At 57.4% G+C, this 20,539-nt stretch carries 12 protein-coding genes; 7 read left to right on the top strand and 5 right to left on the bottom strand.

The window, feature by feature from the left end; translation table 11 throughout:
• Positions 1 to 6 precede the first annotated feature (6 nt).
• Complete coding sequence (locus ACTM86_RS01840) at positions 7 to 1,017, bottom strand: helix-turn-helix transcriptional regulator (RefSeq protein ID WP_441015182.1); 1,011 nt, start codon at positions 1,015 to 1,017, stop codon at positions 7 to 9.
• A gap of 222 nt (positions 1,018 to 1,239) precedes the next feature.
• Between ACTM86_RS01840 and ACTM86_RS01835 the strand changes: the two genes are divergently transcribed.
• The 3 genes from ACTM86_RS01835 to ACTM86_RS01825 all read left to right on the top strand — a co-directional run bounded on the left by ACTM86_RS01835 (position 1,240) and on the right by ACTM86_RS01825 (position 4,840).
• Positions 1,240 to 2,337 (top strand): RtcB family protein, encoded by a 1,098-nt coding sequence (locus tag ACTM86_RS01835; RefSeq protein ID WP_441015180.1) that lies wholly within the window; start codon positions 1,240 to 1,242, stop codon positions 2,335 to 2,337.
• A 10-nt stretch (positions 2,338 to 2,347) separates the two neighbouring features.
• Positions 2,348 to 3,181 (top strand): hypothetical protein, encoded by an 834-nt coding sequence (locus ACTM86_RS01830; protein ID WP_441015178.1) that lies wholly within the window; start codon positions 2,348 to 2,350, stop codon positions 3,179 to 3,181.
• 396 nt (positions 3,182 to 3,577) lie between these two features.
• The gene (locus ACTM86_RS01825) at positions 3,578 to 4,840 is read left to right on the top strand and encodes a hypothetical protein (protein ID WP_441015176.1); all 1,263 of its coding nucleotides are present in this window, start codon (positions 3,578 to 3,580) and stop codon (positions 4,838 to 4,840) included.
• A 115-nt stretch (positions 4,841 to 4,955) separates the two neighbouring features.
• Here ACTM86_RS01825 and ACTM86_RS01820 read toward each other — a convergent pair whose 3' ends face one another.
• From ACTM86_RS01820 to ACTM86_RS01805, 4 genes are all read right to left on the bottom strand, one after another.
• On the bottom strand, positions 4,956 to 5,990 hold the full coding sequence (locus ACTM86_RS01820; RefSeq protein WP_441015174.1) for a hypothetical protein: 1,035 nt from the start codon (positions 5,988 to 5,990) through the stop codon (positions 4,956 to 4,958).
• An 8-nt stretch (positions 5,991 to 5,998) separates the two neighbouring features.
• Positions 5,999 to 7,072: a hypothetical protein gene (locus ACTM86_RS01815; protein ID WP_441015172.1), complete on the bottom strand. Its 1,074-nt coding sequence runs from the start codon at positions 7,070 to 7,072 to the stop codon at positions 5,999 to 6,001.
• 2 nt (positions 7,073 to 7,074) lie between these two features.
• Positions 7,075 to 9,186, bottom strand: coding sequence for a hypothetical protein (locus ACTM86_RS01810; RefSeq protein WP_441015171.1), 2,112 nt, complete (start codon positions 9,184 to 9,186; stop codon positions 7,075 to 7,077).
• A gap of 186 nt (positions 9,187 to 9,372) precedes the next feature.
• The gene (locus ACTM86_RS01805) at positions 9,373 to 11,625 is read right to left on the bottom strand and encodes a hypothetical protein (RefSeq protein WP_441036918.1); all 2,253 of its coding nucleotides are present in this window, start codon (positions 11,623 to 11,625) and stop codon (positions 9,373 to 9,375) included.
• 86 nt (positions 11,626 to 11,711) lie between these two features.
• On the opposite strand from ACTM86_RS01805, the gene ACTM86_RS01800 reads away from it, so the two are divergent.
• From ACTM86_RS01800 to ACTM86_RS01785, 4 genes are all read left to right on the top strand, one after another.
• On the top strand, positions 11,712 to 12,422 hold the full coding sequence (locus tag ACTM86_RS01800) for a TetR/AcrR family transcriptional regulator (protein WP_154514843.1): 711 nt from the start codon (positions 11,712 to 11,714) through the stop codon (positions 12,420 to 12,422).
• A gap of 11 nt (positions 12,423 to 12,433) precedes the next feature.
• Positions 12,434 to 17,197, top strand: a complete 4,764-nt coding sequence (locus ACTM86_RS01795) for an acyl-CoA dehydratase activase-related protein (RefSeq protein ID WP_441015165.1) — start codon at positions 12,434 to 12,436, stop codon at positions 17,195 to 17,197.
• Positions 17,198 to 17,478: 281 nt separating this feature from the next.
• On the top strand, positions 17,479 to 18,438 hold the full coding sequence (locus ACTM86_RS01790; protein ID WP_154514839.1) for a 3-hydroxyacyl-CoA dehydrogenase: 960 nt from the start codon (positions 17,479 to 17,481) through the stop codon (positions 18,436 to 18,438).
• Between the two features lie 304 nt (positions 18,439 to 18,742).
• A complete protein-coding gene (locus tag ACTM86_RS01785) occupies positions 18,743 to 20,479 on the top strand; it encodes an aryl-sulfate sulfotransferase (protein WP_441036917.1) in 1,737 nt (578 codons plus the stop codon).
• Positions 20,480 to 20,539 lie beyond the last annotated feature (60 nt).

The raw sequence follows: 20,539 nt of genomic DNA, 5'->3' as shown, positions 1-20,539 counted from the left end.
ACAGTATTACCTGTCTTCCTGGTAGAGCACACGCGTGCTATCGAGATAGTCGAGATACGTATCGATGGCACTTTGAGGTTGAACGATCTTAATGAAGGTGCTGAGCTGCAGCAGCCAGCCAAAGAACTGAGGCGACAGCGGGGCTTTGACGGTCGCCAACAGGCGCCCGTCCTGGTTCTCAAACACGACGGCGTCGAGTCCAAACTTGTCGATGAGCGGGTTCATCGCACGATCGTCGAGTTCCAGTACCACGGTGGTTTTGTCGGCAGCATAAACACCAAATGATGGTGAAACGTGATCCTCAAGCACATAGCCCGCAATACGCGGATCCTTGGTCGCGGACTCTTCGGACACCGCAACGTCGAGCATACGGTCGACGCGGTAGGGCGTGAACGGCTGATGACCCGAGCCGGCATTAGCCCATTTATCTCTAAATCCAATCATGTAATAGAGTTCGTCGGAGTAGATAAGGCGCACGGGCGTGAGCTCGTAGGTCTTTCCGTCATGATTAAGGGCCTTTTGCTTGGCGGCGTTGTAGTGGAAGTAACGAAACCGAATCTTGCGTTTTTCGCGCATAGCCTGCTGAATCAAGTCGATGTTGCGCAGGGCATAGGAGTTTTGCATCTTCACGCGCGAAGGCACGTCGACGCGCTTGTGCATCAACTCGCGTTCGCCCAGGCTGGCGAGGCTCTGCAGCTTGCCGATGAGGTGGTCAGTCAACTCATCGGTCAAAAACGGCGAACTCTGCACGGCGTCAACAAGCATGATGAGCTCTTGCAGGTCGAGCGGGCGCGAAGCCAGGGCCCATTCCCTGCCGCCGCGCTGGTTGATGTTGAGCCCAAAGTCGCGAAGCGTTTGCAGATCGCGATAGATGGCCTTTCGCTCTGCCTCAAGGTCGTGATAGGCGAGTTCCTCGATAATCTGCTGCGTTGTGAGCCCGTGCGTGCTGTCGGTCTTTTCCATCAAGGTTTTAAGCAGGAACAGAAGCCTGAGCTTTTGATTTGGTCTGTTCGCCACGTTGTCTCCTTTCGCCGGCAGGGTACCAACCGGAGATACAAAACAAGACCCGTTATTGGGACTCATTGTAGTCCGCGCGACCGTAGTATTCGCAGCAATAAGAGCTCGAATAGGGCGAAAGGTGGTTAAACGGAAATCGGCGGTTTGGCTGGATGGTGTGACATGCGCTCTATTGGCTTGGGGCCGGTTCCGGTTTACAAGGATCAGAACAGGAGAAATGCGATGGCAGACATCAAAGTCTTTGCCGAGAATCTTGAGGATTCAACCAAGGAGCAGATCGAGGAGATTTCCAGCTGCCCGGCGTTTGAAGGTGCCAAGATCCGCATCATGCCCGATGCCCATAAGGGCAAGGGCTGCGTGATTGGCTTTACGGCAAACTTGGGCGACAAGGTGATTCCCAACCTGGTGGGGGTCGACATCGGATGCGGGATGTATTGTGTGCCGCTTGCGGAGACCATTGCGCGCGATGACCTCATTCAGTTCAATCGCGATGTGAAGCGCGCGGTGCCCACGGGCTTTTGCCTTCATCGCGATCCTGCCTGCGCACTCGCGGACTTTGACATGGGGTCGTGCGATTGGCTTCAGGACAAGCGCAAGGTTGAGCGCTCCATGGGCACGCTGGGCGGCGGCAATCACTTCATTGAACTCGACGAGGACGAGGATGGGTGCCAATATCTGGTCGTGCACACCGGCTCGCGCAACATGGGCAAGCAGACGGCGGAGCATCATCAGGCGCTGGCGCAGAAGACGTGCACGGCGGATATCCCCGACGAGCTTAAGTATCTCGTGGGAGATCTTTCTGCCGAGTATCTCGTCGATATGCATAACTGCCAACGCTTCTCGAATCAGAACCGCAAGGCGATTGTCACACAGATTGTTGAGCGTACGGGAATTCGACTCGACGGAGACGGCTTTACCACCATGCACAACTACATCTCGGAAGGCGGCATGATTCGCAAGGGCGCCATTAGCGCTCATGCGGGCGAGATGGTGCTGATTCCGTTCAACATGCGCGACGGTGCCGTTATTGCACGCGGCAAGGGAAACGAGGACTGGAACTGTTCGGCGCCGCACGGGACGGGTCGCGCGATGAGCCGCGCCAAAGCGTTCCAAACGCTCGACACCAGGTCGTTCGTTAACGAGATGCGCGATGCCGGCATCTACTGTCCGAGTGCATGCGAGACGACACTCGATGAGTCGCCCGAAGCGTATAAGCCTGCGGATGATGTACTGAGACTCATGGACCCGACGGTTGATGTTATTCACCGACTCAAGCCGATTTGGAATTTTAAGGCTACTGGTAAGCGTGGTAGGCGTTAGGAGGGTTGCGATGACGCTAAAGATGGACTCCAGGGACGACCGAATTGGCCGTTCTGTGAGTTTGGGCGAGATGCTGGGCCTATCAGGCGTGATACCGCCGACGCCCGCGAATCAGCGTAGTGGGAATCGCAAAGAGCGCGATGATGAGGTTTTTGACCTCAGCGGGTTTCGCAATCGACTGGTTTCTGGGCTCGATCGCCGTATGGAGACGTCGCTTTTTGAAACTCCTTGTGTGTTGAAAACCGGTATGTCGGTCGATGACGCCCTAGGTGGCGGCGTTGGGTTGGGCAAGCTCAGCGTGATTGGCGGCGCGCATGAAGATGTCTCGAACGTGCTGGCACACGCGGTGCTACGACTGAGTGAGCGGTGCGCCGTGCTCTACATGCCGATTTGGGAGTGTGAAGAGGACGCGATCGCCCGGCTTATTCGCGCCGAGATGGATGACAAGGTGTCAGAGGATCCTGAGGAACGACAGGTCGAGGCGATTCGCGCAACGATGCGACTTAAGCAGCGCAACCTGGGCATCTTTGCCGAAGACAACATGACCATGGACCTTTTAACGAGCTGGTTGCTCGGCGACCAAACGTGGAACAGGGCAGTACTAAAGGACGTCGTGGTCGTAATTGACGGACTCGAAATGCTCGACGACAACCGTCCGATAAACGCTGTCCTGCGCGACTTACGTAACATGCTCAGCCCAACATCCGCGATTCTAGCGGGCTGCTTTGCAGTTGAGGGCCGAGACAACGACGCGGCATTTGCTGAGACCCACTGCAATGCAGACGTCCTGGTCCGTATGAGCTCCGATGGCATGGAGCCATCTTCCGCGCGAGTTTTCGGCTAAAGCCGCAACCAATAACGACAGCTCAGTCCGTGGTGCGCCTGCGCTGCGGGCCGACTATTTAGCGAAGGGCGTCTGCTGAACAGCCAGATGCCCCCGCATTTTCTTTATGCCCGCCTCGGATTTTGATTCGATGGTAAATCATCGTCAGCGTTCGTAAGAGGAAAGCCATGGCCACGATGCCGTCTCCGTTTTCTAAGGATAGCGTCTGTCCTATAGCTTGAGACATGGCGGTCTTAGTGAGGAGGTCTCTCTTCTAGAACCGTTCTTTTTATAGAAAGACCACTGCGTTGTGAAATTCGACCATTAGCGTAAGGAATGGTCGTTAATGAGACTTGGCATACTAGCATTGTTCTGAGGTAACAGTTGGGACGATTGGATATCAGAAGGAGAAATGTAATGAGCTGGAAAAACGTCAAAATTGATAAGGAAAAACTGATGGATGTTAAAGGGCGTCCTGTTCAATCCGCCGGGCTTTCTCTGATTTTCCAGCACCAAATGTTTGATGTTGATTTAAATGGCCTTCCAGTTTTCACGGACAAGAACATTGCGTTGCTGAATTTGCTGATCAACAACGATGTGTCATATGCCGGGGTAATAGAAAGTGATTACGGAAAAGAGATGGCCAGCATCTTTAAGGGAATGTTTGATGCAGGTTCATGGAGTACCCGGCAAACGAACATAAGACGTGCGGTTTATCGCGTCAACAGAGATAATTCGACCAGTTTGCCGACACTGTCCAACAGCGACAAAAACGATTCAGCTGGAAAACCGACTCAGGCTGAACTTATTAAGTTGCTTGGTATTTCAGCGGGGATGCGTGTCGATGGAAAAACAATAGAGGAGGTAAAAGCTGAAGCAAAAAAAGTTGGCAAGAAGAATGGCGGTGGCAAGAAGAATGCCGAGAACGAGAAGATTCTGACTGGGGGGTCTCTTCTTACCGCGGTGGCAATAATGGAGATGATTGCCTCTGGCGATGATTCCCATGGCAATGACAACGCGTTTCGCGAGGCACTTCTTGCAGGCCAATCAGATTTAGTTTATAAGATTGCTCACGCCGCTGAGGTCGCGGTCAACGATGCATTGGGACGGGAGTCTCTACAGGCAGCGGCTTCTAAGCTAGGGAAAAAAGAGGTCGCTAAAAACAATTATTCCTTTGCGACCAAATTCTGCCATCATGCATGCAGAGGAATAAGTGGCGGAGCTGGTAAATACTGTATTTACGATTCGGTTGTCCACGATTTTCTTCCTTATTACGCGTGCGAATATATAGAAGCAGATACCCTTGGCAGAATTTGTGGGTTCAAACCGGAGCACACAACTTTTAATGAACGATATAAGAAAGTATATGAGCAAATTGACGCATGGAAGAAGCTATCGGCTCAAGATGCTTCCGAAAAAGGCGAAGGCTATGGATATGAGAACTATCGAAATCTGTATGATGCGACTCTCGATGGCATCAATAGATGGAGAGACGCATGGAGGCTTTGCCCAAACAGTCAAGGCAATGTAATTGATCATCAGTTGAATGATGATCAATACGAGAAGTTGGATTACTGCAGTTTCGATCGCTTTGTCTGGTATTTCTTTAAAAATCAATGGCGAAAGGAAAAGGCAAAGGGACTATTAAAGAATTGGAAAAAGCTGCCTTGTAATATGTAGCTATAAGTTCGAACGGCCCCAGGCAGTTTCTCAGAGCTGCGCCTTTTTCGGCGCAGCTTTTTTCTCTAAAACTATGGAGCACCTGCTGTCTTTGGAGTTGCGCTTACAACAGACGTTATTGAACTCGATGCCGATATATATCCAGCCAACCGGGCTCTTTCTCTTTGTTGTCGGCGCACTCTTCTAACAAGTCATCTATCCGGTCCGACCCGATCGTTTGCAAGGTTGCGCATGCTTCCGGCAAGGGCCGCGCTACCTTCCTCGCCCTGAATACGGGCGACAGCATCAGGTTCGTGTGTGCCCATCCGGCAAAGCAGCTGCCGTAGGGGATAGAGCCACATCTGATCTGTCCATCGCCATCGGGATACAGACAGTCCAATTTCGAGTTTGCTACCAGGCAATAGCAAGGTCCCGGCGCCCATGGCCGGCAGTCGATCTCAAGAATGTCGCCCTTTCTGTACGGCGTGGGCAGGTCGACATGTGCCCCCTTGAACCACGGGCCAAAGATTCCGCCCACAATGCAGTCGAGCACCTCGCTGCATTCGCCCTCTTCCTCCCTGCAGATGTATTGAATTTCGCCGGTGGCATTGGCGTAGTAAGTGTAGTCCGGCTGCAGAAAGCCGTCGTATGGATATGAACAGCTCGGGTCGTTGACAAGGTTGAACAGCTCGATCATCCAGTATGAGGACGATAAATCTGTCATTTCGCTCCACTTGTCTGCGTATGCCTTCATTGCCGCAAGGGCGGCCTGCCACGATGCCACGGGGAAGGGGCCATGCGTGATGGCAGATCCCACTTTGTTGTCGACAAAGCTAATTTCGCTAATAAGCAGTACCTTCCTGTTCCCGTCGACGGCCTTTAGCGCGTTCATGCAGCCATCGATGTAGTCGAAGCAAATCTGCCGATAGTGCCAGTAAGGGGTGTCGTCTGACGAGTTGCACCCGCCAGCAACCAGTCTGCCGAGTAGCTCTCGTTTGCGGGTAATTTCAACCGGTGCTCCACCGACAATCTGCATGTAATGGTCGCCGCTCAGGAGCTGCGGATTATGCAGCAAATGCTTTCGCAGCTCCGGAGAGTCGATCAAGTTGATTATTTCTTCGTGCACGATAGCCTCCGAGTTATTGGTGCGACTTCTTGTGGATTCGGACATGGCGGCCTTTATTCAAATAGCTGTGGGTACTTCTCCTTGAGCGGTGCCTGATCCAGACGTAGCTCTTCCAGGTTGCGCTTTGCCTTGGACTCCATCCTTATGGTGTCGATAAGCGCGATGAGTGAGTCGACATACAGGTCGCCGCGCAGGTAGGCCTGGGCGGCGATTAAAATTCGCTGCTCGTCTTCGAGTGGTTTGCGATAGTACTCAAGATTCAGGTAAAGCGGCTCCGGTTCGCCGATGTAGAGGGGAAACGTCTCGTTGTAGGTAATCGAGCAACCAGTGGCACGCATGTTGCTGATATCCCCTGCATGGCGATAGTGCTCGAGGCGCTGCTGTGCATGATCAAGCCATTCGTCAGAACGGTCTGCCTGCCGAAGCTCCGCCTCAAGCTTTGTCCGGTCCCACGTGGGCAGATCGAACAACGTGAACGGCTCACGGGCACTGCCTTGCGGCGTCCAGACGATATCGCCGGTGTGGAACGGCGTGGGGATATCGACCCAGATGAACTCGAATGCGATCTCCCAATCGTTCTCAATGGGGCCGGCGGAAGGACAATAGACGGAAAGGGCCTCACCTTTGCCGTTCACTAGGAGCCAATCTTCCCGGCGATGTTCTTCGTCGGCATCGAGCGGGCACCGGGTGATGCGTACGCGTGCCTCTGGACGGCTCGCCAGCTCATCATCACCGCGCAACGCCTCGGCACATTTCTCATAACAGCTGAATGGCGCGCCGAAGGCCCCACAAAGTTGCCCGTCGGGCACAATCTCCTCTTCATACTGATAAACGTAGCCCGTCCCACTCGCAAACGCATTGACGCACCGCTTGTTGTAATCGATTGTCCAGCGCAAAAAAGCATGGAAATCGGGGATGGCCGGCCTTCCAAGACCGGCATGGGTTGCCTCCAGCGAGCAATTGGGCATGGTTCGGGCGATCTCCTGCCAAGCTTCGCATTTCTGATCGAGCGTGGCGGTCTTCGAAAACCAAGCCAGATAGGCGGCCTCAATGGTGTTGAGTTGAAAATTGATGCGGCGGAGATGCTCCCGAATGTCCCAGGAGTCCACAAAATCCAAGATGTCCATGGCTAGCTCCTCTTTGTTTCGAATCGCTCCGGCGGGGCTATCGTGTCATCGAACAGCTCCGGATAGCGGGTCTTGAGCCCGCCGTCTTCCCCTTCAAACCGCTCGGCTTTTTTCTTGACCAGCGCCTGCAGCTCGCAAAGACTTGATAGCGCAATTAGTGAGTCAAGACCCAGATTGCCGTCGAGATATGCCCGCACGCCGTACAGAATTCTCGCCTCCGGCTTGAGCGGGGTACGGCAGTATTCCATATCGAGAAGAAAACAACTCGGCTCTCCGATATAGACGGGGTACTCCAGGGGATATTCAATCTGACAGCCGTAGGCGTACATGTCGCTCGTATCGCCATTTTGCCGATGGTGCCTGAGCAGGTCGTCGGCCTTTTTTGCGGCGCATTCCCTGTAGGTGGAAGGCGGAAGCTCATCTATGACCCGCTGCGTGGTCCATGTCTGCATATTGAGAAGCAGTATGGGGTCGCTAGGGTCGCCGTGACAACAGATGATGTCGCCGGCATGGAATGGCGTCGGGATGTCAAACCACATCAACTCAAAAGCGAAAGTGGGGTCTTCGCCCTCGCGTTCCATGTCGATGCAGCTCAGCTGGCAGTCCATAATTTCGCCTTTTGCGTTGAGCATGAGCCTGTCGGCGGCATAGTAGTCTTCGTCCGGATTGATCGGGCGGCGTGTTACTTCAACCGAGGTAGGATTCTCCTCCTCAAGCACATTCCAGATTGCCTCGAAACATTTTTCGTAGCTGGTGTAGGGGCCATAATTGCACTCGCTCTCAGGGGGACTTCCCGTCTTGTCCTCAAAGAAATACATGTGCTTGCCAGGCTGTTTGAACCGGGCGATTTTCTTGCGCTCCCATCTGATGACGTCGCGAAGAAAGACATGGAAGTTGGGGATATTGAACGTGCCGTATCGCCTGCTCATCGCACAATTGGGCATGTTTTCGAGAATCTTTTGCCAGGCCTCAATCTTCTGTTGCAGCGTCTTCTCGTTCGAATGGTCGACGATGAACGCTGCCTCGGGCGTGGTGGGCTCGTAGCCGATGCCTTCCAAATGCTCTCTGATATCGTGCGAGTCGAGAAACTCGAGAATGTCCGAACGTATGGCGTTGACGCCGGCGCCGGCCGATGTGCGATATGGCTGCAAGCAGTCGTGTACGACCGATCCATCCGACCAATGTTTGCCACAGCCGGGGTCATCGTGCAGCTTTTTCGAGAGTTCGAGCATAAAGGAGCAATCATCGGGCAAGTCGCCGATATAGCGTTCGGCGGTGTAGAGCGCAGAGGGTGTGAAGTCGTCGAGGAAGCCGTCCGTGAAATCCCTCAAGCGGAGATTGCCTTCCTCAACGCCGTAGATTTTGCTCGGATAGGCGCACCAAACCTGGCCTTTGAACGAACTATCGTAGTCGTCTTCGAGCACGATGGCGAAACGAGGGCCGTGGTCGAAGGGCCGACCGTCGATCTTGATGATGTCGCCGGGGACCCAGGGGGTGTAAAAGACCTCACCATTGGCGCAGAAGTGCTTGCTATTGTTCCACGGCAAGTGATTGATGCTTTGATGCGGAGTCCGCTGATTCCGGCGGTCGCTCAAAAAGACCAAATCGCCAGCCATGGTTGCGGCGAATATCAGCGAGGCTTGAGCGCGTGGGCGGTCGTGTAAGTCTTCGGCGGTATAGAGCTTAATCTGCCAGAATGATTCGGACCAATCTTCATCGGGGTCGTCATCGACGTATTGCTTCATAAGGGCTTGAGCGGCATCCCAAGAGGCAACGGGGAAGGGGCCATCAAAGGTGTCGTGCCCGCGCTCGTCTTCACTGTAAAACACGCCGGAGACCAGCAAGATACCGAGGTCACGGTCAACGTTGTAAAGCATATCGAGTGCAGTGTCGAGTTGTTCGAGGCCGGATTCGATCGTCTCGGCGTAATCCGATGAGACCTCTTTGCGAAGCTGCTCGAGCATGGTCCGTTTTTCGTCGAGCGTCTTGAGGGAGCCGCCGATGGTTTTACAGAGGGAGCCATCTGCCATTCCCATGTGTTTGAACATATGAGCACGCAGCTCATCGTCCTTGATGCAACTGCAAACGAGCTCCCTGCCGGCATCGGTGATCACGGTATCTGCTTGGCTGTCCATAGCAACCTCCAATTCGGTCGTTGCCGTTAGCATCCATCAGAGGCTGTGCTTTGTGATCCCATTAACGGGTCTGATATGAATCTCGCGTCAAACATACTTTTGGAAACGCACTGGTACATGGGCGTGCGCGTACTGAATGGACAATCGGTAGTGGCGTTTCAAAAACTAAGCGTAACTGGCGCAACCGCCGTCTTCCTCTAAGAAGGGATCGGCCGTCGCATCGAACAGTTCTGGGTAGCGGTCCTTGAGCCAGCTGTCTGCGTCCTCGAAGCCACGCGCCTTTTTCTCCGCCAGCGCCTGTAGCTCGCATGCGCTGGCCATTGCGGCGAGCGAATCAACCGCCAGGTCGCCTTTGACATATGCCCTGACGCCGTAAAGGATTCGCTCCTCTGACTTGAGCGGCTTGCGGTAATATTCGATGTCCAAAAGAAAGCCCTCAGGCTCCCCAATGTAGAAGGGAAAATGCAAGGTGGATGAGACTTGGCAGCCGTAGGCGTACATGTCGCTGGTGTCGCCGTCATATCGGTGCCAGCGCAATAGCTTGTCGGCCTTTTGAACGAGGCGCTCTTTGTAGACGGAGGAAGCCAGCTCTTTGTCGACTCGTTCGGATCCCCAAGTTTGCAGGTCAAACAGCACCATCGGCTTGTCGGGGCGTTGGAGGTTGCAGACGATGTCTCCGGCATGGAAAGGCGTCGGGATATCAAACCACATGTCCTCGAAATCGCTGGCGGTGCCCGCCTCGTCCCACTCGCTTTTGTTGCGGTAATCGCAAGACATTACTTCGCCGTTCGCATTGAGTAAGACCATGTCGTCGGCATAGTGGTCTTCTTCTGGGTCGATGGGACGACGAGTGATCACGATGGCTTTGGGATCGTCACCGTCGAGCTCTTTCCAGATGGCATCGAAGCACTTTTGATAACTGCTGTACGGGCCGTAAAGATAGCCGCCCTGCCCGCGCCGGTCCCACGAGTAGTCCTCAAAGAAGTACAGGCTTTGACCGTCCGTCCTTTTAAGGTGCGCGAGCTTTCGTTTCTCCTGCTTGATGACATTGCGCAGAAAGGCATGGAAGTCCGGGATGACGACCGTGTCATTTCTGCGGCTCATGGCGCAATTGGGCATATTGTCGATGATCTTTTGCCAGCCTTCGAGCTTTTGCTGCAGCGTTGCTTTATGCGAGCAATTGACAATGAAAGCCGCTACGGGCGTGGTGAGCTCGTAGTTGATTCGTTGAAGATGCTCCTTAATACTGTGCGAGTCTAAAAACTCGAAGATGTCCGGACGAATATCCAGCTCGCTTTGGTTGGCGGGCTTGCGATACGGCTGAAGGCAGTCATGTCCGACCGAGCCTTCGGACCATTGCTTGCCGTAGTCGGGGCTGTCGTGCAGCATCTGCGAAAGCTCGAGCATAAAAGCGCAGTCGTCCGGCAGCTCACCGGTGTAGCACTCGGCGGTGTAGAGGGCGGAGGGGATGAAGGGGTCCAGGAGACTGTCGCTGTAGGTGCCGGATGAAAGTGAACCCTCCTTAACGCCGTGATCTTTACTAGGCCCTGCGCACCAGATCTGTCCCCAGAGCGTGTGCTCGTAGTCGTTTTCGAGCACAATGGCAAAGCGAGGCCCGTGATCAAAGGGGCGACCGTCGATTTTGAGGATGTCGCCCGGTACCCACGGCGTGTAGATGGGCTCGTTGCTGTCGCAGAACCGTCTGCTATCGTTTCGCCAGGCGCTTTCGACATACGATTTGCGAGTGCGGTTATTGCGCTGATCGCGGAGAAATATAAGCTCGCCATCCTTGGTTGCCGCAAACGCCAGGGAGGACTGCGCCATTTGATGTTCGTGAAGGTCTTCCGGGGTGTATAGGTCGATCTTCCAGTACGATTCGGACCAGTCGTCTTCAGGATACTCTTCGATGTAGCGCTTCATGAGTGCCTGCGCGGCCTCCCACGATGCGGTGGGGAAGGGACCGTCGAGGGCGTCGGCGTCGCGCTCCTCCTCGTTGTAGACCATGACGTGCAGTAGGAGGATTCCGCGGTCGCGCTCGATGTTGTGGAGCATATCGAGTGCGCTGTTGAGCTGGGCGAGATGCGAATCGATATCTTCGACCAGCTCCGGCGAAACCTCCTTGCGGAGTTGCTCGAGCATGGTGCGTTTTTCATCAAGCGTCTTAAGAGAGCCGGCGATGATTGGCGCTGGCCAGTATAGGTATTTACGCATGTGGTCGCGCAGCTCTTGGCTCTTGATGCAGCTGAGGACGAGGTCCTTGCCGGCATCGGTGATGCCATCGCATGCCTGATTGTTCATGTCGGCCTCCTTATCGATCATTACCGGCATGATGAAACGGGCGTGGCGATTGTTGGTCCCATTAACGGGACCAAGCAGCGGCTCGATGTGACAAAGGGACTGCCCCTTCGTCGCATCCAAATATTGCCTTTACGTGTTGATACACACGGTGTGCAATAATACTCGCACTGTGCAATAGCGCACAGGCAGAGTAACAAGGAGGACGCTTGTCCCAGCTCGAGAAATGCGATCGCCGGTCCCTTCGCTCGCAGCGTGCCCTTCGCCAGGCACTTGCCAGCGAACTAGCCGAAAGCGGCGATCTTTCGCGCATTAACGTCGCGTCGCTCACCGAGCGTGCTGGCCTCACGCGCCGTACGTTCTATTCGCACTACCGCGATATCCCCGACTTTATCAATCAAATCGAGGACGGCTTGCTGGCCGAGATCCGTGAGCGTATTGAGCTCATCACCGCAGCTCGGCTGCCCGATCTCTATCACAACATCGATGAGCTCGAGCCGGCGCCCGGTTCGGTTGAGCTACTGCGTTATCTTGCGGCCAACCGCGACTTGATCGGTGCTCTGCTGGGTCCGGGCGGCGACCAGGCCTTCATTAAAAGGATTATCGACACCGCGCGTGAGGCTGTGGTGCCGCGTGCACAGACGGGCATTTTGGGCCTGGCGCTGGGCACGTTCTTTGACTACTACGTCACCTACGTCGTGAGTGCCGAGGTCGGCATGATTCAGCGCTGGTTTGAGCGTGGGCTCACCGAATCGCCCGAGGCCATGGCGCGCATGATGACGGTGCTCGCTTTTGTGCGTCCTGGTGACCTGTATGGCCAACCCATCGATATCAACGTGCCGGAGTACGGCATGAAGCTATTGAACTTGCAGCTCGAGGACGCGGCCGACACCGCCGTAACCGTCGAGTCCAACAACTAAGAGGAGAGACAATGAGCAAACTCGTCGAGGGCATCAAGGACCGTATGGTCGCCGCCGCACGCGAGGCTGCGCCCACCGTGGTGGACGCCGCGCAGAAGGCCGCGACCGCGGCTGCCGAGAAAGTTGCCGAGGTAGTTGCCGATGCCAAGAATGCGGCAGGGGAGACGTCCGTCGCTAGCGAGCCCGCAGCCGCCGCCCACGCCCCCGAAGGCGCAATCTTCAACCCCGACAACGCCCACGGCAACCTGCACCTGGGCATCGACGTTGGCTCCACCACCGTCAAGCTCGCCGTGCTCAACGATGACAACCAGCTCGTCTACGCCAAGTACCAGCGCCACCACACCGACGTCCGCGCTTGCGCCCGCGACCTGTTCGAGGGTGCTGCGGCCGTGCTGCCGACGGCCCAAATGACCTGCGCCATTACCGGCTCGGGCGGCCTGCTGCTGTCCCAGTGGCTCGAGCTGGAGTTTGTCCAAGAGGTCATCGCCAGCAAGCGCGCCGTCGAGACCCTCATACCTGCCACCGATGTCGCCATCGAGCTGGGCGGCGAGGACGCCAAGATCATCTACTTCGATAACGGCATTGAGCAGCGCATGAACGGCACCTGTGCCGGCGGTACGGGTGCGTTCATCGACCAGATGGCAACCCTGCTGCACACCGACGCCAGCGGCCTTAACGAGCTCGCGGCCAACGCCACCACCATCTATCCCATCGCCAGCCGCTGCGGCGTCTTTGCCAAGACCGATGTCCAGCCTCTGCTCAACGAGGGCGCCCGCCCCGAGGACGTGGCCGCCTCCATCTTCCAGGCCGTCGTGACCCAGACCATCTCGGGCCTGGCGTGCGGCCGTCCCATCCGCGGTAACGTCGCCTTCCTGGGCGGCCCGCTGCAGTATCTCTCCGAGCTGCGCCATCGCTTCTACCTCACGCTCAACCTGGACGAGGAGCACCGCATCGTGCCCCAAAATGCTCACCTGTTTGTGGCGAGCGGTGCCGCCATGGCGCACGAGTCCAATAAGCTCAGCACGTTCCCGCAGCTCATCGAGGCCATCGATGCCCTGGGTGACACACAGGGCGCCGAGGTCGAGCGTCTGGATCCGCTCTTTGCCACCGACGAGGACTTTGCCGAGTTCAAGACCCGCCACGACACCGAGGTCGTTCCCAAGGGCAAGCTCGAAGGCTACACCGGTCGCGTGTTCATCGGTATCGACGCCGGTTCCACCACCATGAAGGCCGCGCTTGTGGGTGAGGGCGGCCAGTTGCTGCATACCTGGTACGGCAACAACAACGGTGACATCCTGGGTACGGCCAAGGTCATCATGGCCGATTTCTACAACCACATCCCCGCCGGCTGCACCATCGGCCACGTGACCACCACGGGTTACGGCGAGGCGCTGCTCATCGAGGCCCTCAAGGCCGATTCCGGCGAGATCGAGACCGTCGCGCACCTACGCGGCGCCAAGGCGTTCCTGCCCGGCGTCGAGTTTATCCTGGACATCGGCGGCCAGGACATGAAGTGCCTGCGCGTCAAGGACGGCGTTATCGAGCATATCATGCTCAACGAGGCCTGCTCGTCGGGCTGCGGTAGCTTTATCGAGAGCTTCGCCGTCTCTATGAACATGGACGTGCGCGCGTTCGCCGACGCCGCCATCCATGCCAAGGCTCCGGTGGACCTGGGCAGTCGCTGCACGGTCTTTATGAATTCGCGTGTTAAGCAGGCGCAAAAGGAAGGCGCCACGGTGGGCGACATCGCGGCCGGTCTGTCCTATTCCGTCATTAAGAATGCCCTGTTCAAGGTCATTAAGCTGCGCGATCCCAAGGAGATCGGAAGCCAGGTGATCGTCCAGGGCGGCACCTTTATGTCCGATGCCACGCTGCGCGCGTTTGAGCAGCTCACCGGCATTCATGCCGTGCGTCCCGACATCGCCGGCTGCATGGGCGCCTATGGTGCGGCCTTGCTCGCCCGCGATCGCGCTGGCGCCGACGGCACCTCGACCATCCTTTCGGCCGAGGACATCGCGCACCTCACTGTGACGCAAAAGCACGTCCGCTGCGGCCGTTGCTCCAACAACTGCCAGCTCACCGTCAACGACTTTGGCGGCGGCAGGCGCTTCATTACCGGCAACCGCTGCGAGAAGGGCGCCGGCCACAAAAAGCAAAAGACCGAGGCCCCCAACCTCTTCAAAAAGAAAAACGAGTTGCTCTTTAATCGCGAGGTACTGAGCCCCGACGAGGCCCCGCGCGGCACCGTGGGTATCCCGCGCGCACTCAACATGTACGAGAACTACCCCTTCTGGCACGCGTTCTTTACGCGCTTGGGCTTTAGCGTGCAGCTGTCCGACCAGTCGAGCAAGAAGACCTACCAGGCGGGCATCGAGTCCATGCCGTCCGAGAGCGTGTGCTATCCGGCCAAGATGAGCCACGGCCACGTGATGAACCTTATCGACCGCGATGTCGACTTTATCTGGATGCCGTGCGTTCGCTGGGAGCGCAAGGAGGATCCGACGGCTGGCAATTGCTATAACTGCCCCATCGTCATGAGCTACCCCACGGCGCTGGCGCTCAACATCGACGAGATCCGTGAGCAGAACATCGAGTTCCTGTACCCGTTTGTGCCCTATCACGACAAGACCGAGCTCAAGCGCCGCTTGTACCAGGTGCTTGCCGTCGACCGCGTGGCCGATGCTGAGGCCGGTCGCGGTCGCGTGCGCGGTCCCAAGATCACGCGCTCCGAGGTCGATGCCGCCGTCAACGCTGCCTTTGAGGCCGATGCACGCTTCCACGAGGACATCCAGACCATGGGCGAGGAGACCCTTAAGTGGGTCGAGGACCACGGCGGTCACGGCATCGTGCTCGCCGGCCGCCCCTACCACAACGACCCCGAGATCAACCACGCCCTGCCCGAGCTTATCTCGAGCTTTGGCTTTGCGGTCTTTACCGAGGATTCGCTTGCGCACCTGGTGAAGCCCGAGCGCCCCATCCGCGTCGTCGACCAGTGGATGTACCACAGCCGCCTGTACGCCGTCGCCCGTTTTGTGACGATGCGCAACGACCTGGACCTGATCCAGCTCAACTCTTTCGGCTGCGGCCTGGACGCTCTGACTACCGATCAGGTGCAGGAGATTCTGGAGGCCAGCGGCAAGATCTACACCGTGCTCAAGATCGACGAGGTGTCCAACCTGGGCGCCGCGCGCATCCGCATCCGCTCGCTCATGGCCGCGCTTAAGGACCAGGAGGCCGAGCGCATGGCCGAGGCCGCGGCCGCGGGCGAGACCTACGAGCAGGGCGATGCCGCGCCGGTGGCTCCCTCCACGGATGCCCCCGCATTCGCGAGCCGCAAGTACACGTTCGAGGCTCAGCGCGAGAGCGCATCGACCGCGTGGCCCAAGGTGCCCTTTACCGAGCAGATGCGCGAGGAGGGCTACACCATCCTGTGCCCGCAGATGGCGCCGATCCACTTTGACCTAGTCAAAGAGGTGTTCCGCGGTGCCGGCTACAACTTGGAGCTGCTGCCCTCGACCGATCACGACGCCGTCGAGGCCGGCCTGCGCTATGTGAACAATGACATTTGCTATCCGTCCATTTTGGTGACCGGCCAGATTATGGAGGCCATCGAGAGCGGCCGGTACGACCTGTCCAGGACGGCCGTGGTTATCAGCCAGACCGGCGGCGGCTGCCGTGCCACCAACTACATCGCACTCATCCGCAAGGCCCTGCGCGAGAGCGGCCACCCCGAGATCCCGGTGATCTCGCTTTCGGCGGTGGCGCTCGGTGAGGACAACCCCGGCTTTAAGATTACGCCGGCGCTGCTTAAGCAGGCAGTCTACGCGGTGCTCTTTGGCGACGTGATGATGCAGATGCTTTATCGCTGTCGTCCATACGAGGCTACGCCCGGTGCCGCCAACGCACTCTACGAGGAGTACATGGCGCGCGCCCGCAAGCTGGCGCCCAAGTTCAACCGCCACAACTACACCAAGCTGTGCCGCGAGGCCATCCGCGCGTTCGACACCATGCCGCTCGTGGGCGAGGGCACCAAGCCGCGCGTGGGCGTGGTCGGCGAGATCTTGGTCAAGTTCCACCCCACAGCCAACAACCACGTGGTCGACGTTATCGAGCGCGAGGGCTGCGAGGCCGTGGTGCCGGGCCTGCTCGACTTCTTCCTGTACTCCATGAGCAACGCCGAGCTGCAGAAGGATGAGCTCGGAAGCTCTGCAACCACGCGCGCTGGTATGCAGGCGCTCATCAAGCTCGTGGACTGGATGCGTACGCCGGTGGAGGAGCTGCTCCAAAAGTCCCGCCGCTTTGAGGCGCCCGAGCGCATCGGCACCATGGCGGACAAGGCCCGTACGGTGCTTTCGGTGTGCAACAACATGGGCGAAGGCTGGCTGCTCACGGCCGAGATGCTCGACCTGATTGACCATGGCGCGCCCAACATCATCTGCACGCAGCCCTTTGCGTGCCTGCCTAACCACGTGGTGGGCAAGGCCGTGATCAAGGAGCTGCGCCGTCGGCACCCCGAGAGCAACATTGTCGCGGTGGACTACGACCCCGGCGCGTCCGAGGTCAACCAGCTCAACCGCATTAAGCTCATGATCAGCGTGGCCAAGGAAAACATGCGCGCCGGTAAGGGCTTTAAGCTCGAGAAGGTGGCGCCGCTCGCGATGGACGAGGTCACCGGCCAGATGCGTGCCCATGATGGCTGCGTGAGCTGTGGCTCGGTCAGCGAGGAGGCCGTTGCATCGGTCGCCAAGCGTCTGGGACGCGGCATTAAGAAGTAGTTGGCCTGCTATGTGCTAGATATGAGACAACCGGGTGGTAGCCGTATCGGCTACCACCCGTTTTTGCTGGACATATGCTGCGTAAACACCCCAACTATCACCTCTTCCGAAAACGACGTCTCAGTGGCACCAAAAATCGCCCTTGGAACCCTGAGATAATGAACATATGTAGCCGTTCGCCGCAAATTACCGTCCGTTTATGGAACCCACCCCCAGCGCGCGTCATCCTTACGGTTGAATAAATACACAACCATGGAATTACGTAAGAGAGGACTGTTCCTATGAGCTACAAGACCGTTTGTGTTGCCGGTGGCGGCGTGTTGGGAAGCCAGATTGCCTTTCAGGCTGCCTACTGCGGCTTCGATGTGACGATCTGGCTGCGCAGCGAGGGCAGCATCGGCCGCACTCAGCCCAAGATCGATCATGTGCGCGAGGAGTACATCGCGGCTATCGAGGGCATGGCGGACGGCACGGGCGAGTGGTGTGCCGGTATCGCCGATAGCGACCAGCCCTTCGACAAGGAGGCGGCGCTCGCCGCCGTCGAGCGTGCCTACTCCACACTCAAGCTAGAGCTCGATCTTGCCAAGGCAGTGGCCGACGCCGATCTGGTTATCGAGTCGATGGCCGAGGACACCCAGGCAAAGATCGACTTCTACAAGAAGCTCGCCCCGGTTCTCCCGCAAAAGACCGTTGTCGTGACGAACTCCTCCACGCTGCTGCCGAGCACCTTTGCCAAGTACACCGGCCGCCCCGAGAAGTACCTGTCGCTGCACTTTGCCAACTCCATCTGGAAGAACAACATGACCGAGGTCATGGCTCAGGACCAGACCGACAAGCGCTATTTCGATGAGCTCGTCGACTTTGCCAGCGACATCCGTATGCTTGCCCTGCCCGTCAACAAGGAAAAGAACGGCTATCTGCTCAATTCCATGCTGGTGCCGTGGCTGCTTTCGGGCCTTGATCTGTACGTCTCGGGCGTCAGCGACCCCAAGAGCATCGACCTCGCATGGACGCGCGGCACTGGCGCGCCCAAGGGCCCGTTCCGCGTGTTCGACACCGTGGGCATCCAGACAGCCTACAACATCGTCATGCAGTATCAGAAGGTGCCGGGCTTGGTGAGCCCGCTGCTCAAAAAGATGATGATGCCCTACAACTTTAAGGCCATGGCATCCGTCCTCAAGCAGATGCTCGACGAAGGCAAGCTGGGCGAAAGCTCGGGTGAGGGCTTCTTCAAGTACTAAAAAGATTCCTCGGCAACATTGAGAAACGTATCATTTGCAGTGTCAGTGCGCCGCAGCGCCGCTCGGCAACGGGACAATCCGCTTTATGCGCCAACGCGAACTTGTCGACTTTGCCGTGGACTGGATCGAGCACCATCGCGGCCGCCCCGATTGATCACTTGGGAGCGGAAGGGTTGCGGATTCCCTTCGCGCCCCGCGTTTCCGTATCGCTACAAGCTTAAACTTGCATTAAGGGGCGTTTGTTAAACTGCGAGTCATAATTAGACAGGGCTGGGCAAACGCCGTGGTATATGAGGGAACAACAATGGTATTCAAAGACGGTAACGATATGGAATTGAGTGACAAGGACAGCAGACTGTTTTCGCGTCGAGCGGCTCTTGCGGGTGCGGCGGGCACGCTGGCGCTTGCCGGGACAGGGCTCATGGGCTGCTCGGTCGGCGGGGCCGGCACGGGCGCCGCATCTACTGCGAGCAACGAGCTCACTGACGAGCAAAAGAAACTCCACAAGCAGATTGTCGCGACCTACGACGTCGAGAAGCAGGCGGCCATCAAGGAGCGGCTCGATGCCGAGTACGCTGACGGCGGCTACAACGAGACCACTCCGTTTATCGCGCAGGATCCCTTTGGCACCGATACCCTGAGCTGCTACGTTCGCTTTGAGACAACGGATTCCGTAACCGTCTCCTACAAGGTCGCCGGTCGCAAAAAGACTGGTGACACGCCCAAGGTCGCCGCGTTTTCCCATACGCCCCACGGCGGCGACGCGCCGGCCACGGAACACGAGTTCAAGGTCATCGGCCTCATTCCCAACCACAAAAACACGGTAACCATCACTTGCACGGCACAAGATGGTATCAGCCGCACCTCGACGTTCACGGTCAAGACGCCGGCTCTCAAAGGCGAGGAAGAAGAGCAGCTCGCCGTCACGTCGGGGGAGTCCAATACGCCGCTTGCCGATGGTCTCTTTACTATTCTGGGCAACGACTCGTCCAAGCTCGACTTTATGTACCTCTACGACAACGACGGCCAGATTCGCGGCGAGGTGCCGATTGTCGGCTACCGCAGCCACCGCCTGCTGTTCCCGGGCGACGGCAGCATGATCATGAGCGTCTCGACTACCAAGATGGCCCAGATCAACGCCATCGGCCAGGTGGTAAACGTCTGGAGCACGGGTGACTACGAGCTACACCACGACTACGCTTTCGATGACGATGGCAACCTGCTGGTGCTGGCGAGTCACGCCGGCTCCGAAGCCGATTTGGACGTCGATCGCGCGGCCGCCAAAAAAGATAAGGACGATCGCGTTAATGTAGAGGACCTCATCATTAAGGTCGACATAACAACAGGTGACGTTTCTCTCGTCGTGGACCTGGGCGATATATTCCCCGACCTCAAGGCAAGCGCCAAGGTTGCCTCGGACGGCGACCTGGATTGGATTCACATCAACACGATCCAGTGGCTCGGCGGCGGCACCGTTTTGCTCAGCTCGCGCGAGACCTCAACGGTCATCAAGCTCACGGATATCTACGGTACGCCTACGGTCGATTGGCTTATGGGCTCGCCAGAGTTTTGGGCCGGCTCGGGCTTTGAGGACAAGTTGCTGCAGGCTCAAGGCGATTTTTCGCTCAACGCAGGCCAGCATAGTGTGACCTATCTGCCAAACGACGAGACGACCGCGACTGGTCGCTACCAGGTGCTGCTATACGACAACAACTTTGGTGTTGCCGAGAGCTATCCCAAGTTCGACTGGGGCCAGCTGGGCGCTGCGGTAGTGACCGACTACAGCAAAGGAACGCATTCGTTTGGGCGCATTTTTACGGTGGACGAGACCGCGCGCACCTACGAGCTTGTGGACCAGATCGCAGTGCCGTTCTCAGGTTACGTAAGTAGCGCGCAGCGCGTCGGCGATTCGAATAGCATGCTCGTGGCATCGGGCATAGCCAAGACCTTTGCCGAGTACGATCGCTATGGACTGCCCATTGCCACGTACGAGATGGAAGCCGAGAAGTACATCTACCGCGTGTACAAGTACGAGCTGTAGCGCTGCGCTTGGCTGTGCCTGTGCCCCGCGGCTGCGCGCGCTCGTACCGGGCCTACCTCA

Source organism: Collinsella sp. HCP3S3_E11, assembly GCF_052067375.1.
Taxonomy (GTDB): domain Bacteria; phylum Actinomycetota; class Coriobacteriia; order Coriobacteriales; family Coriobacteriaceae; genus Collinsella.
Note: the sequence above shows the minus strand (reverse complement) of the source record. Positions and strands in the feature narration are given on the sequence as shown.